Source organism: Pseudomonas sp. SDO52101_S400 (assembly GCF_054071635.1).
This window is the reverse complement of sequence record NZ_JBSVWF010000002.1, coordinates 128,125-143,284: the sequence shown is the minus strand read 5'-3', so window position 1 is coordinate 143,284 and position 15,160 is coordinate 128,125. Positions and strand designations below refer to the sequence as shown.

The window sequence follows — 15,160 nt, the reverse complement described above, 5'->3', positions numbered from 1 at the left end:
AAAAGAACGCATTTTGACCGGATTTTCCTGCCCGGCATCAACGGAGTGTTTCCAAGTGATACAAGGCAGGCTGCCAGCATGATCGTAGATCAAGGCTGACAGCCCGCTGAGCGAGAGATGACAGATCTGTCAGGAAACCGGGGATCAGCGCACCTTGAACCGGCCCATGATTGCGCTGACCCGGCTGTTGGCTTCCAGCAGTTGTCGGGTGTTGACCTCGCTGGCCTGACCGCTTTGTACCAGTTCATCGACCATGTGGCGGATCTGCACCATGCTGCGGTTGATCTCTTCGGTGACGGCGCTCTGCTGTTCGGCGGCGGTGGCAATTTGCGTGCTGAGGCTGTTGATGTGGCTGACCGAACCGGCCATCTCGTCCAGCCCGCTGTTGACCCGCGCCGTGGCGTCGGCGGCGGACTGGCAACTGGCCTGGGTGTTTTCCATGGCGCTGACAGACGAGCTCACGCCTTGGGTCAGGCGGGTCAACATTTCGTTGATTTCCGAGGTGCTGGCCTGGGTACGGGCGGCGAGGGCGCGGACTTCGTCGGCCACTACCGCAAAGCCGCGGCCCTGTTCACCGGCGCGGGCCGCTTCGATGGCGGCGTTCAGCGCCAGCAGGTTGGTCTGGCCGGCAATAGCGCCAATCACACCGAGGATTTCGGTGATGCGCTGTGCGTCCTGTTGCATGCTTTCGACTTTGTGCGTGGCGCTGGCCACTTCGTCGATCAGCGCGACGACGCTGCTTGAGGCTTCGCCCACCACGACCCGCGAGCGATCGGCATTTTCGTTGGCGCGCTGGGTGAAGGCTGCAGTTTCAGCGGCATTCTGGGCGACGCTTTCAGCGGTCGAACTCATCTCGTTGATGGCGGTGACGGTCTGATCGGTTTCCGAAGCGTGGCGCAGCAGGATCTGGCTGGTGTGCTGCGACGTGCGTTGCAGGTTGTCGAGGCTCGAGGCCATGGCGCCGGTGGCCTGAGTGACTTCGCCGATCATGTTTTGCAGGTAGGCGATGAAGGTGTTGACCGAGTGACCGATCGCACCGAGTTCGTCTTCGGCACGGATGGTGATGCGTCGGGTCAGGTCGGCATCGCCGCTGGACAGCAGATCGATGTTGGCTTTCAGGGCCTTCATGCGCTGGATCAATTGGCGGATCGCATAGACCTGCCACAGCACCAGCAGGATCACCAGCGGGATCTGCAACAGGCTCAGGGTGCTGAGCACGTCATCGCGCTGAGCCGTGATCAACTTGGTCGGCAGGGCGGTGGCGAGGAACCAGGGCGTGCCTTCGATCGGCCGCATGAAGAAAGTGCTGGCTTCACCGTTGTTGTCGAACTCGACGCGCTGGGCCTGATCACGTTGCTGCAAGCCAGCCTTTACCTGACTCGCGAAAGGTGAACTGCCAGCCAGGTCGCTGATGTTTTTCAGCACGATCGGGCCATTGATGCGCGAGCTGTTGCTGATGATTTTGCCGTCGGCCTCGACGATCAGCATTTCGGCACTGAGGTCTTTTTCCTTGCGCGCCACCAGGTCGTTGAAGAAGCCCAGCGTCACGTCGATGGTAGATACACCCCAGGTCGTGCCGTTCTTCTGAATGGCCATGGCGCAGTTGGTGCGTGGCTCGGCGCTGGCATCGTCTTTATAGGCGGCGGCCCAGGCGCATTGGCCGCGCGGTGTCTGCAGGCCGCCCTTGTACCAGCTCTGGTCGTAATAGTTGGGCGCTGCGTCGCTGTTCCAGAAGGTGTTCACGGCCAGTTTGCCGGAGCCGTCGCGGTGCCAGAAGGTGCTGAACTTGTTGCGTCCCGCCTCACGCTGACCGGGCAGTGGCCAGATACCACCGCCAAATACTTTCAATTCACCGTACTGGTCCACCAGCCCCGGCAGCACCGTATCGATGGCGGCACTGTCGAGCAGCGGGATGGTCTGGGTGATGCTGCGTTGCTGCGATTGAACCTTGTTCAGTTCGCCCTGGATCTGCTCGGCGACCTCGGCAATGCGGTTGAGCACCACCTGCTCTTCGGTATGACGCAGTTTCGGCGCGACCAACTGGCTGATGCCTACCACGGTCAGGACCGACAGCAACAGGATAAATAGAACCAGAAACAGCGTGTAGCGAGCCTGAATGGTACGGAATGCGGGCATGGAGACCGGTCCTTGAGCAGCGTTTCTTATTAGGGGCGAGGAGTAAAACAGTAGGGGTATCCCTTACGTATCGTCGCGGCGCGAGGAAGCTTTAGGTACTCACGTGCTAAAAAGTTTTGAAACGCTGACCGGCAAGTAACAGATCCGACACATGCAAACTAACCAGCCCGTTCGTTAGAGTAAAAAGCCGATTTTCGCCGGACTGGCCAAGCGGCTCTGGCTCAATATCTGCGGGGCTTGCAGTGCTTTGTATCGAGAATGTACAAAATTTGTAAAAAAGTGAAAAACAGATTGGTGACATCAGTTTGCCGGCCGATACTCCGGGCAACTCAAGACGTTCCACAAGGATATTTTCATGTTCTTTTCGCAAGGAGCACGCTCATGACCGTTGGTTATACCGGCGCGTGGCAGCCCAAGGCAGGTTTGCTGGTTCGAGATGCAGGGAGCGCGGGCAAACCGGTTTCTCAAAGCGTGAAGGTCAAGCAGATGCTGGCCCTGGTCGGCAACGACCCCACCGTTCTCAACACGGCGGAAATGGACAAGCAGCGTTTGCACAAGAACATCAAGGGGTTCGATCCGGAAAACGTCACTCCCAAGCAATTGGGCAAACTGACTGACTTCCTGCGCAGCCGGGGCCTCATTTCCGAAGTGACCTCGATGACGCTGCTCAATGCCGGTGACAAGTTCGATCGTTTCGGCATTCAGAAAGACCCGGATGCCAAGTTCAATGCGCTGGAATATTTCGCCACGCAACTGGACACCATCAACAACAACAGCCTCAAGGGCAACAAGTACGCCAATACGTTGATCCCGGAGTACAAGAAAGCCATTTATGTGCTGCAGAGCCTGAAAACCTACGGACAGGGCGGTGAACGTCCGCCTCCGACCGACAAAGGCGTCAGCGCCAAGGCTTGATCGCGTAAAACCAGGCCCTCCGATGCGCAGGGCCTGGGCATTCTTGCGTTACACGGACGATGATGGCTTGGCAATGAGCGATTGCAGGTCGTCATGCAGCCGCTGCATCTGCGGGCAAATCAGCGTCAACGCCGGTGGCCTGGCGCCACGATGAAACAACGCCAGCCAGCCAGCTCCTCTCTCATCCGGCACCACCCCGGTGAACACGAATCCCGCCGTCGTCAGCAAGTGAAAAGCGCTTGCGAATTCCTTTGCCAGCCTGAGCCTGACTGAAATGAGCCAATGCGCCGGCAGTTCCTGCAACTGCTTGAGCAAGCCGCCATCGATCTCTTTGAAAATGCCTTCATACCGGTTCAATTGTTGTTCCAGCTGCACCGGTTCGCCCACCCAGGGCGCGGCCTTGTCCTGTGTTCCGAACACGCTGCACATCTGCCTCATGAAATCCCGGCAGCTTTCGGGCCACGCCTGGGTCGGGAGCGGACGTCGGTTATCGTCGACAGGCGTGTAACCGATGACCAGCGATTCCCGCGCCGAGGCATTAAATGGAGACGGGACATGGTCGGGCAGCCATCCGACACTCTGAAAGCCGAGACTGGCTGCCATGCGCTGTGTGTAAGGATGGCCGGTGACCTGTTTGATCGTCACGCCCCGGTATCCCAGGGCTTGCGCATGAATCAACAGCTGCCGTCCCAGGCGGGTGGCAATGTTCTGACCTCGGGTTTCAGGGTCAACCACGCTCAACGCCAGCTCGGCGATGTGCGATCCCTTGGCACGAATCAAGGTCGCGTGTCCCAGCATTTGATCTTCGGCGACGGCGACCAGAGAGTGCCAGCGCCCCAGCGCATGGTTGCGATCAATCATGCAGGGCAGATAGACGTGAGGCTGGGCGTAAAGATCGCCGTAGGTTTTTCGGAACAGGTTGCTCACGGCCACAGCGTCGCTGTTGCGGTAACTGCGCAGGGTAACTGTTTCCATCAGCGGTGTTCCATGGGCGGGCTGTCGTAGACGCGCAGATCCAGTACGCGCTGGCGTTTGCCGGAGCGCGGATGGCGTGACAGGTCCTGAACCGTGCAGCAGTGAATCTCCACGTCCAGCAAGTGATCGGCATTCAGTTGTTTGATCAACGGGTAACGTTCAATCAGCGCGCTGTGCAGTCTTCGGTCTGTGTCTGCGGATTGCACAGCGTCCGGAGCCCATTTCAGGCGCAGGATATCTTTCGTTCCGGCCTGTTCGATCACCAATTGCCAATCGTCACTGCCGGTGAGGCGTCGCACCGTTTCGCCGATTTCATCGGGCAGCAGTGTCAGGATTCCTACCCTGACTCGCTGGCTGTCGGCGCTGCGGCCCATCAACGCGAATTTGCGCCTGGGTGTTCGCTCGAGTTCTCGCCAGCAGGCGCGGTCGCCGACCGGGTAACGAATCAACGGCATCAGTCGCCGGGTGAGATTGGTCATCACCAGACGTCCTGTGCGATCGCATTCCTCGATCACCTCGCCGGTCTGTTCGTCGAGGATTTCCAGCACGCTGTGGCCCTTCGCCATCCGGTGTTCACCCAAGGCGCAGTCGCGATGACTGGTGCCTATGAGGCCAGCGTCGACACTGGCGTACCCCATGGAGGTGACGCGTACATTGGGGAATACCCGGCCGAGCAGTTGCAACTGCGCCGGGAACAGGCTTTCACCGCCATAGAGCAGACATTCGATGCACTCCAGCCGCCGCCCCTGGCGTTCCAGCCACGCGGCGAAGGTCAACATGTGCGCCGGTAAACCGGCCAGTACATTGATCCGATGACGAGAAATCGTATCCGCCAGCACGGTGGAGTCGACGTGGCCGGTGAAAGGGAATTCCACGACGCCCGGCTCGACATGCGCCAAGGCATCGTGAGTGAAGATGAAACTGGCATACAGGTCGCCGGCAAAGAACAGGTTGGCGACCCGATCGCCCTTGTTCAGTTGCCCGGTGAGGCTGCGACCGAAATCCTCCACCAGCGTTTGCCATTCCCGCCGCTCGAAGACCGACAGTTTGCCATCGCTGGTGGTCCCTCCGGTTTTGAACACCAGTGCGTTGCCCAGGCTTGCGGTCAATACCGGCCAGCGGTCAAGGTCCTGGCTGCCTTTCCAGTAGTGCGCGGGGTCAATCACGGGTAAATCGGTCAGTGCCGTTACCTGCTCGGGGACGCTGGCAAAGTGGCTGGCGTAAAAGCTTGAATGCTGACGCGCAAAAGCGACCAGCTCCTGCAATTCAATCCTTGATTTCATGGTGAGCTCCTTGCAGAACGGAGGAGGCGCGGGCTCCTCGATTATCGATCAGCAGCGGGGTCTTGCCGCTGTGTTTGTTTCGGCTGAACCGGTCGATGGCGCATATTTGCGCGTCCACTGTCAGCAGCCCGGTCTGCACAAGGGTTGCCAGCGTCGGGTAGCCCAGCAATCGGCGATGCACGTCTTGGGGGGCGAGCGCACTTAGAAATTTCATGCATTCCAGTCCGTCGGGGGCATGTTCGAGGATCACCTGAAACTCGGTCTGCAGGTGCTGCGCCAGTTCCGAGAGGCAGATGAAATCGGTGCCGATGCGCACCAACCTGCCGTGGCGTTGCAGCAGTTCGAACCGCGGCGACGCCAGACCGCATTCGCAGCGACCAGAGACCCAGCGACCGCTGTCGCCGACGTCATAACGCTGAACGTCCTGACCTTCTCGAGCGAGGGAGGTGAACACCAGGCGACCTGTCTCGTCGTCACGAACTGGCTGGTCGGTTTCGAATTGGACAATTTCCAGATGCTGGATATCGCTCAAAAGGTGAAACACACCGTCGCCTGTGGCTGGGCACGCGTGACCGAGTGGGCCGGCGTCGACACTGCCGTATATCGCCGAGCGGATCAGGCTGACGCCACAGTCTTGCAGCAACTGACGGCTCTGTTCGCCGAGGTGTTCGCCGCCAAGAAATACCTTTTCGACCCCGCCATAGGCGCGCAGCCGCGTCTGCTCGTTGAGAAACAAGCGGTGCAGGGTGCTCGGCATGCCGATCAGCGTGTTCACCCGCTGTTCGACGATCAATTGGGCGATCTCCCGGTAGTCATCATCGGCCGGGGCCCCCATCGGCAGGTGAGTGATGTCCAGTTGCTCCAGCACTTTGGCGAAACTGAAAAAGCCGCCATACAACCCACCACTGAAAAACAGGTTCATCACCCGGTCGTGAGTGGGATCGAGACCTGCAGCAAACAGACCATCGGCCGTCGCGCGCATCTGTTGGCGGAAGTCCCGATAACTGAAACCCGACAGCGCCGGCACGCCGCTGCTGCCACCAGAACGGAAGTACAGTTGGGCCGAAGGGTTGATGGTGCGTGTGACGAAGTCTTCCTTGCTCATGATCGGCAGGTCAGTCACGCAAGGCGCAATGGCTGAGCTGTCGAGCGTGGCGTGGGTGGGCAACTGCGCCGACGCCAGGCTGACCGATACCCGCCGGCTCAATCGCTGCAAGGCATAGACGCCGTCGTGGGGTTCGCCGCCGTAGCCATCGTGGATGGCCTCGATCGGGGCGATCCGGGTAATGCCGGCGGCGATCAGGTTTTGCGAAAGATCAGCAATATGTTGTTCCGGGCAGATCAAGGCACAGCTTTGCAGCACGTTTCGCCATGGCAGCAATGCGTCGATCAGCCGTGTGCGCGGCAGTGGCTTGAGCAGCAAACTGCGAAACAGCGGCGAAGGCTTCAATTGTAAATCATGGGTCCAGATCACCCGCCAGCCCGGAGCTGTCCAGACCTCGCCAGACACCTCGGTGAAACTGTGCGCAAGCCTGGCCATGGCTGTGTCGGTGGTGATTTGCGAAGCTTCCTGAAGGGTTGGTTGCAATGGCGGCCATTGCCCCGCACGGCGTTCGAATGCTTCGCTCAGACCCTCACCGATACCGCGCAGGACAGTCTCATCTTCGCTGTCCACCAACAGCCATTGCGGGCTCGAGCACGCTTGCTGATCGAGACGGCAGACTTCGTCCACAACGGCGTCCAGCGCCTGTGGCGAGGCGGCGTCCGGCGTCAGATAAACGAAGCTGATGCGGTGCCCCCAATCGATCCAGCGGCATCCGACGGGGATCTGCTGACGAATCGCTTGCAGGGCCGATTCACCACCCCAGGCCGAGACGCCGTTGGCCCATTGGCACAGCTGGCCGATGTGCGCGGTGGTCGCCGGAACGACAGCGACATGCCCCGCGAGTTGGCCACTGGGGTCGCATTGCGTCAGTGCGTGGAGCAATTGCGCGGTCAGTCCCTGATCGCTGCTGCTGGGGCGCAGCCAGTTGACGTTGCCGGCCAACAGACTTTCGATCACTGCGCAAAACGCCAGAAGTGCCGCGTTGCCGGGGGTGATGTGGACCACCAGGCCCAGCGGGCTCCAGCGCTCGAAGCGTGGTTGGCGATAATCGAAGCGACGCAGCGCCCCGGGTTGATCGCCGAGCTCGCGTTCAAGCTTGCGCTGCAGTCCTTGAGGCTGGCAGAACTCGATCAGTGACTGACGTTGTTCGACGTCCAGCGGCAGGGCCAGGCTGACATCGCCCAACCGGAGGGCGAACGCGGCGGCCGCATGGATGACCGTCTCGCTGTGCAGAGGCGAGTTCAGGCGTTGGGGCAGGGCATGACGCAACTGATCCAGCGCGTTATCGAATCCGAAGTCAGCGTGAAGTTGTCCATCGATCAAATACATATCAGTGCCTCCCCAGCAGTTCGGACGCTGCCATGGCACAACTTCTGCCGGCAGTGGTGGCAGCGCGGCCATGCAGTTCGAACCAGTCGCCGTCCAGGCCGCAGCCGCAGCTTGCGCCGGGGTGCAGGGTGACGAGGTCGCTCATGACCACCGCATGAGCGGGGCTCGAAGAAATGTAGGGCGAGACCGTACTCAGCAGCCCCGGCCGACCATAGGGCAGGACGGTGAAATCGGAGGGGCTACGCACAAATACCTTCGAATAGACCGGAACATGGAAATGATGGTGAGCGCATTCGAGGTAAGGCACCGGATGCTCGACCGCACCGTAGCCGTCGCGGCATCGGGCGATGTCGATTCCCAATTGCTGGTGGATACGCTCGTAAAGCTTGCGGCGGGGGATTTCCTGCGCGGCGCTGGTTTTCCAGCCGCCGCCAAACAGAGTCAGTGAATCCGCTGCCAGTTGCAGATCGGCCACGCCGGTGGTCTGCATGCGTTGCAGGGTTTGCCAGAGAAATGCAGGAAACCCGAAGATCCGCACCGGCAGGCCTTCTTCGGCAAAGGACTGCAACGCCGAGATGACGCCGAAGCAGTCGAACTCATGGCTGCCACCGGTCCGGCGCAAGGCATAAGCCACGCGATTGACCGGAGCGAACCGACACAGGAACTGATCGGTGAATGACGTTCCAAGGGTGATGCTGGCTTCGGGCTCGTAACTCAGCAGCAAGTAGTTGCACGGCGTTTGCGAACGGTCCCAGCCATAGTGGTGGAAGATCCGTTCGACCATGTATTGGGCAGCGGACAGACTGCGCTCGTCGTAACGCATGCGGCTTTTCTGGCCGCTGGTGCCTGACGATGTGAGTTCCAGTGCCTGTGCACCGGTCGGGCTGAGCAGTTGTTGTTGCTTGAAAAAACTGGCGAAGATCGGCGGCAGTCTCGACCAGTCGTCGAGGCTGTCCAGGTCTGCCACCATCAGCCCGTTGGCATTGAGCCAATGCTCATAGCCAGGCGTGTGCTCGCTGTGAAACCGGCTTATTTCGGCCATGGCTCGATCAAAAAGCCCTGTCGGCACGGATTCCGGACAATAGGGTTGCGTCAACGCACAGAGTGCGTCGCTATGGGGGAAATGGAACATCAGGCGTCCTTGTTATTGATGTGACGAGGAAGTGGTTACTGCCGAGGCGTTTCGTAGAAACCGGTACAAGAGGGGCAGGCTCAGCAGCCCGCCGAGCGCAGACCAAAGGGCGAAGGATTCGAGGCGGGCACCGCCGACAATCGCCGCGATGATCGAACCGCCGGTGCCCATCACTGCAATCGAGATCATGCCCACCGCGGCCGAGACCAGGCCTTTGCTGTCATCGCTGGAAAACAGCGCCAGCCGATACAGCGCCGCATTGCTCATGCCCAGACCAACGGCGTACAGCGCGAGGCCGGCAATCAGCAAGCCCAGGGACAGGCCCGTCAGAGCGCCCGCCAGCAGGGTCAAGAGTCCGAGGCAAAACGGCCAGAGCGCCAGGCGAATCAATTGCGCCAGTTCGCGCGAGGCCAGCAATCGGTCGAGAATCAGATTGCCGACGATGACTGCTGCGAAAATCGGGATCTGCCACAAGGCGTACTCTCGCGTCGACAAGCCAAGCAACTGGATCAGCAACAGTGGCGAGAGTCCGATCCACGCAATGAGCGGCAAGCTCATAAGCCCGAGCGCAAGGCTTGCGCTGAGAAACTTCGGGTTGCGCAAGAGGGCCAGATAGCGACGGCGTGTCTGTCGCCAGGACAGCGCAATCGGAGCCTGATGGCTACCATTGCGGCGAACGACCCCGATGGTTTCCGGCATGCAGGCGTAGAGTCCGGCCCAAGCGATGGCGGCAACCAGGCCCAGGGCCAGGAACAGTTCGCGCCAGCTCAGCCATTCCAGCAACAGGCTGCCCAGCAACGGGCCGAGCAGCGGCGACAACAGCGCCACGTTGCCAAGCAGCGCCATGAGCCGCACGGCATCCGCTTCACAGAACACCTCCTGGAGCGCGGGATAACTGACAGCCACCACGAACCCCAGCCCCATGCCTTGCAGTAGCCGTAACGCATTGAAGACTTCAATGCCGGGCGCGGCGATTGCAGCCAGGCAGGTCATACCGAAGAGCACACAGCCGATCAGCAACAAGGGACGACGACCAAACCGGTCGGACAGAGGCCCGATCAGCCATTGCAGGCAGACGCCTCCGAGCAGATAAAGATTGAATGCATTGGGGATATGACGTGGATCGGCACCGAGGTCTTCGGTGACAGTGAGCATGGCCGGCATGATCATGTCGCTGGCCATGTAGGTCAGCCACTCGAACAGCGTGACGGCCAGACAGAAGCCAAGCGTTTTTAGTGGCGGGATATCGATGAGTGTTCTTTGCATGCGCTTCCATGGCCTTCAAAGGATAGAGCGCAAAGGGTAGGGGCGTGAGGTGGCGTGTTCCTACGTCGTTGCTGCGACGTGGTATGTCGCAGGTTTGCAGGGTATTGCCGAAGGCGGATTACTGACTGCCGCTGGCGAAACGTCCGACATTTTGATGGGGGATATATACGGAAAATGCCCACATCCTCGTGGGCATTTTTTACGGGCGTTTAATCAATTGTTGCATTTGAAGAGATGGATATCAGTGTCGTTCAACAGTCGGATTTACCGATGTTGGTAGTAGCCTGGGCCGGGCGCGCCATAGTAGCGATGGTCACCATGCCAGCCGCCGTGGGGGAAAATGATACAGCCGCTCAGCGTGAGCAGCGCCAATACAGGAATCAGCCAGGTGATTCGACGCAGCATTTCAAAAGTCCTCATGGTTAACGCCGCATGGAGCCAAAGCTCTTCATCGGCTGTAACATGAGACCCCGTTTATAGCGGCGCATCCCCGTGACACGGTATGCCGATGGCATGAAAGCCGATACAAACCCGATACATTTCAAAGTTTCAGGAATTCGCAATGACTCAGTCGCAACGTTTGAAATACTCGATTCTGATCGCCCTTACCGTATTGGCGATCATGTTCGGCCTTTCCTGGATGCAGAACGCCGGGATGATCAGCCAGAAAGTGTTCCAGTACATCGCCATTGGCGTGGCGGTGGTCGTGGTGGTGATCAATGGTGTGATGCGCCGCAAGGTCAAACCCTGACGGCGCTCAAGAAGGATCTCAATCGCTATTGAGGACGGCGGCAGCCTGTGGATGCAGGCTGTAGCTCTTGTCGGCGTTGAAGGTGATCACACCTTCGGCGCACAGGCGCTTCAGCACTTCGCGCACGCTGAGAAAAGACAGCGGAATGCCCAGTTCCAGCAATTGGCTGTGGACACCGCGCACACCCAGGTTGCGCTCGCTCTGGGCGGCGATCAGCAGGGCGTCGATGACTTTCAGGCGAATCAGACTGGTGCGCAGGCCGAAACTCTTGAGCAGCAGTCGAATACGTTCATTACCGTGGCGCTCGGCCCTTTGTCCGAATACGCCGGCGTGCGAACCCATGGAAGCTCCTTGTGGTGCCTGGCTACCGTCCGATGGTAGTTGCGGGTTGTACATGCGATTACTCCTTTTCAGAGCCTGATCAGGAAAGGTTACTGGTGCTCTCTCTAAACAAGACGTTTCAGCCCGACAAATCATGAAGTGAAAAATGTAGAAATTTTGTCGTTGATTCGTCTTTTCTCCGTGATCCGGGCTCGAAACGGGCTTGCGACAGACTAAATTTTTTCCCTCGGCTTCGTTTTCTGAAAAGGCTCATTGCGCGCGGACGCGTGGGTGATTTCAGGGCGGGCCGCAGCGCACGACGCATTCGAATGTGGCGCGCCGGTCCGCTCTTCGGCATTTCGATCAGGAGCGAGTGTGATTATTTCCAGGCAGTTAACCGGACTGACCCTTGCCGGCGTGTTTCTCGGGCTGAGTCTGTCGGCGCATGCGTTCAGTCCTTCCACCCAGGCCGGTGCCGATATCCGTCGCACGAGTTTTGGCGTACCGCATATCCGTGCGGAAAACGAACGCGGTCTCGGATTTGGCATCGGTTACGCCTATGCGCAGGACAATCTGTGTCTGCTGGCCAACGAAATCGTGACGGTCAACGGCGAGCGGTCGCGATACTTCGGACCGGAGCAATTGACGGTTGAAGAGCGCGAAAATCGTGTCAGTGACGTGTTCTTCCAATGGCTCAACACCCCGCAGGCGGTGAATGCCTTCTGGCAGGCGCAGCCGGTCGAAGTCCGTGATCTGGTGCAAGGTTATGCCGCCGGCTACAACCGTTATCTGGCCGAGCGTCGTCAGCAAGGGCTGCCGCAACAGTGCCAGGGTGAATGGGTGCGTGATATCTCGGCCGAAGACCTGGTGAAGCTGACGCGCCGGTTGCTGGTCGAGGGCGGCGTCGGTCAGTTCGCCGAGGCACTGGCCGGCGCCACGCCGCCGCAAGCCACTGCGCAAAACGAACGTCATGCCCGCGCTTATGAGCTGGCCGCAACGCGCCTGCAACGCTTCGCCCTGGATCGTGGCAGCAACGCGGTGGCCGTGGGCAACGAGCGCTCCTTCAACGGCCGCGGGATGTTGTTGGCGAACCCGCATTTCCCGTGGGTCGGTGGCATGCGTTTCTATCAGATGCACCTGACCATTCCCGGCAAACTGGATGTGATGGGCGCGGCGCTGCCGGGGCTGCCGATGATCAACATCGGTTTCAACCAGCATCTGGCCTGGACCCACACGGTCGACTCGTCCAAGCATTTCACTCTGTATCGCCTGCAACTCGATCCTAAGGACTCGACCCGCTACCTGCTCGATGGCAAATCACTGCCGTTGAACAAGCAAACAGTGACGGTGCAGGTCAAGCAGGCGGACGGGCAGGTGACGCCGGTATCGCGCGATATCTACAGCTCGCAGTTCGGTCCGATCGTGCAGTGGCCGGGCAAGCTCGACTGGGACAATCAATACGCCTACAGCCTGCGCGATGCCAACCTCGACAATGATCGCGTGTTGATGCAGTGGTACGCGATGAACCGCGCCGAGAGTCTCAAGGATCTGCAGGATTCAGTGCACAAGATCCAGGGCATCCCGTGGGTCAACACCCTGGCGGTGGATGACAAGGGGCAGACGCTGTACATGAACCTGTCGGTCGTGCCGAACGTCAGTGCCGACAAACTGGCCAAGTGCAGCGACCCGCGTATCGGCCTGAAAATGATTGTGCTCGACGGCTCCAACAGCGCCTGCGCCTGGGACATCGATCCGCAAGCCGCTCAAAAGGGTATTTATGCGTCCAGCCAACTGCCTCAGTTGTTACGCAAGGATTTCGTCCAGCACTCCAACGACTCCGCGTGGCTGGCCAACCCCGCGCAACCGCTGACCGGATTTTCACCGCTGATCAGTCAGGAAGGTCAGCCACTGGGACTGCGCTCGCGTTTTGCGCTGGATCGCCTGGCGACCCTGGGCAAAAAAGGTTCGGTGTCGGTGCAGGACCTGCAACGCATGGTGATGGATGATCAGGTGTTTCTGGCCACTCAAGTGCTGCCGGATCTGCTGAAGTTCTGTGCATCGCCAACCGGTGCCGAGGCAGCACTGAAATCGGTGTGCACGGGTCTCAAGGCATGGGACGGTCGAGCCAACCTGGATTCGGGAATGGGCCTGGTGCACTTCCAGAACATCATGCAGACCTTGCAGGAATCGCCGGACATCTGGCGAGTGGCATTCGATCCGAAAGACGCGCAGCACACCCCGCGCGGACTGGCGACTGAAAGGCCCGAAGTGGCCAAGGCACTGCGCGAAGCGATGCTGGCGTCAGCCGAGTCGGCCGGCAAAATGGGGCTGACAGCACAAACCCGTTGGGGCGATGTCCAGGTGGTCAGCAGTGGTGGTCAGCAGACGCCAATCCATGGCGGCCCGGGGACGCTGGGCATCTACAACGCGATCCAGAGTGTGCCGCGTGAAGACGGCAAGCTTGAGGTCGTCAGCGGCACCAGTTACCTGCAAGTGGTGACGTTCGACGACAAGGGGCCGCACGCTCAGGGCTTGCTCGCGTTTTCGTTGTCCAGCGATCCGGCATCGAAGTACTCGCGGGATCAGACCGAAGCGTTCTCGAAGAAACAATGGAGCGTATTGCCGTTTACCGAACAGCAGATCAAGGCTGATCCGCAGTATCAGGTGCAAAGCGTGGGTGAAACGCTGGATAAAACGGGGAACGTGGCGGCGCAGTAATCAGTCGTCAGGAGATCGCGACAACCATTGAAGGCCGCCCTTGAAAAGGGGCGGCCTTCAGCTTTTTGGGGGTTGCTGCGGCATCGGGTTGATCACCGGATTGCCATCCTTGTTTCGGGTGATGAACACCGGCAGGACTTTGGGCATCGAGCCGGCGAAGCTGTTGAGCTCCTTGATGTTGTAGATACCGCCGACCCGGATCGATCCCGTGGCACTGTCGGCCAGCATCAGCGGTTTGTCCAGGTAACGGTTGATCAACGGCAGGGCTTCGTTCAGCGCCAGATTGTCGAGAATCAACTTGCCGCTGCGCCAGGCCAGCGAAGTGTCGTTGGCGTAGGTCTGGCTGATTTGCGGCATGTAATCGCCATGTTTGTAGCGTGCCTGCATCGACGGCCCGAGGCGCAGGCCATCGCCGGATAACTGACTGTTGCTGGTGACCAGTACGGAACCTTCGACCAGATTCACTTTCACCTGGTCTTCATACATCCAGACGTTGAAACGGGTGCCGGTGACGCGAATTTGGCCTTCGCCGGCCTTGACGACAAACGGATGGCTCAGGTCATGGCTGACTTCGAAAAAGGCCTCTCCCTTTTTCAGGGTGACCCGGCGCTCGTCCTTGTAATTGCTGAAGGTCAGATCGGTATTGAGGTTCAACTCGACCTGACTGCCATCGCCCAGGGTGACGTGGTGGACATTGTCGGTGGCCGAGAAATGCTGATAGCTGTTGGGCAGCCAGCCCAGGTTCCATCCGGTCCAGGCCGCCAGTGGCAGAGCCAGCGCGCAGACGGACGCCGCTACCGCGTATTGACGCCAGGTGCGTGCCGGTTGGCGGATCGGTACGACCACCGAAGGTTCCGGGCGCGGCAGATGTTCGGCGACATCCCAGATTTCCAGCATGGCCTCGTATTCGAAAGCGTGCAGCGGATGCGCATCGCGCCATTGCTCGAATGCCAACCGCTCCTCGGCAGTGCAGTCGACGGCGTGCAAGCGCATGCACCAGTGCGCGGCGGCATCGGTGATCGCATCGTATTCGGCTTCGGAGAGGGTGTTCTGGGTCATTGACTCGTCCTGGTTTCCGGCATTCTAACCTTGAGGGCAAGGTGCCGAGAACATCTGTCATGGCAATTGCCCATCAATGTGGAGCTGATTTTTCACTGGAATGACCGCCAAAGCGGGATATTCCGCGGCCACTATCCACAAACGGAGTGAAAAAATGATCAAAAGACCGT

General features: G+C 59.6%; 12 protein-coding genes. 3 read left to right on the top strand and 9 right to left on the bottom strand.

All coding sequences use genetic code 11. The features are described 5' to 3' along the window. Positions 1–144 precede the first annotated feature (144 nt). Positions 145–2,136 (bottom strand): methyl-accepting chemotaxis protein, encoded by a 1,992-nt coding sequence (locus ACW9HX_RS01365; protein WP_457379181.1) that lies wholly within the window; start codon positions 2,134–2,136, stop codon positions 145–147. Between the two features lie 381 nt (positions 2,137–2,517). Between ACW9HX_RS01365 and ACW9HX_RS01360 the strand changes: the two genes are divergently transcribed. Continuing rightward, positions 2,518–3,051, top strand: coding sequence for a hypothetical protein (locus ACW9HX_RS01360; protein ID WP_457379180.1), 534 nt, complete (start codon positions 2,518–2,520; stop codon positions 3,049–3,051). A 48-nt stretch (positions 3,052–3,099) separates the two neighbouring features. On the opposite strand, the gene ACW9HX_RS01355 is transcribed toward ACW9HX_RS01360, so the two are convergent. From ACW9HX_RS01355 to ACW9HX_RS01330, 6 genes are all read right to left on the bottom strand, one after another. Next, entirely contained in the window at positions 3,100–4,026 is a 927-nt protein-coding gene (locus tag ACW9HX_RS01355; protein ID WP_457379179.1) for a GNAT family N-acetyltransferase, read from the bottom strand. Next, positions 4,026–5,309 (bottom strand): phenylacetate--CoA ligase family protein, encoded by a 1,284-nt coding sequence (locus ACW9HX_RS01350; protein WP_457379178.1) that lies wholly within the window; start codon positions 5,307–5,309, stop codon positions 4,026–4,028. Before ACW9HX_RS01350 ends, ACW9HX_RS01355 begins: the two co-directional genes overlap by 1 nt. Then, entirely contained in the window at positions 5,293–7,743 is a 2,451-nt protein-coding gene (locus tag ACW9HX_RS01345; RefSeq protein WP_457379177.1) for an aldehyde dehydrogenase family protein, read from the bottom strand. The genes ACW9HX_RS01350 and ACW9HX_RS01345 overlap by 17 nt, the downstream gene beginning before the upstream one ends. Position 7,744: 1 nt before the next feature. Continuing rightward, positions 7,745–8,875, bottom strand: a complete 1,131-nt coding sequence (locus ACW9HX_RS01340; protein WP_457379176.1) for a LuxE/PaaK family acyltransferase — start codon at positions 8,873–8,875, stop codon at positions 7,745–7,747. Between the two features lie 12 nt (positions 8,876–8,887). Then, entirely contained in the window at positions 8,888–10,141 is a 1,254-nt protein-coding gene (locus ACW9HX_RS01335) for an MFS transporter (protein ID WP_457379175.1), read from the bottom strand. 264 nt (positions 10,142–10,405) lie between these two features. Next, on the bottom strand, positions 10,406–10,546 hold the full coding sequence (locus ACW9HX_RS01330) for a hypothetical protein (RefSeq protein WP_170929569.1): 141 nt from the start codon (positions 10,544–10,546) through the stop codon (positions 10,406–10,408). A gap of 157 nt (positions 10,547–10,703) precedes the next feature. Between ACW9HX_RS01330 and ACW9HX_RS01325 the strand changes: the two genes are divergently transcribed. Further along, entirely contained in the window at positions 10,704–10,892 is a 189-nt protein-coding gene (locus ACW9HX_RS01325) for a hypothetical protein (RefSeq protein WP_249486335.1), read from the top strand. An 18-nt stretch (positions 10,893–10,910) separates the two neighbouring features. Here ACW9HX_RS01325 and ACW9HX_RS01320 read toward each other — a convergent pair whose 3' ends face one another. Next, positions 10,911–11,288 carry a fe2+ zn2+ uptake regulation protein gene (locus tag ACW9HX_RS01320; protein WP_457379174.1) on the bottom strand — a complete coding sequence of 126 codons (378 nt, stop codon included), beginning with the start codon at positions 11,286–11,288 and terminating at the stop codon, positions 10,911–10,913. A 300-nt stretch (positions 11,289–11,588) separates the two neighbouring features. Between ACW9HX_RS01320 and pvdQ the strand changes: the two genes are divergently transcribed. Further along, entirely contained in the window at positions 11,589–13,931 is a 2,343-nt protein-coding gene (pvdQ, locus tag ACW9HX_RS01315; RefSeq protein ID WP_457379173.1) for a bifunctional acylase PvdQ, read from the top strand. A 57-nt stretch (positions 13,932–13,988) separates the two neighbouring features. On the opposite strand, the gene ACW9HX_RS01310 is transcribed toward pvdQ, so the two are convergent. Then, a complete protein-coding gene (locus ACW9HX_RS01310; RefSeq protein ID WP_457379172.1) occupies positions 13,989–14,990 on the bottom strand; it encodes a FecR family protein in 1,002 nt (333 codons plus the stop codon). Positions 14,991–15,160 lie beyond the last annotated feature (170 nt).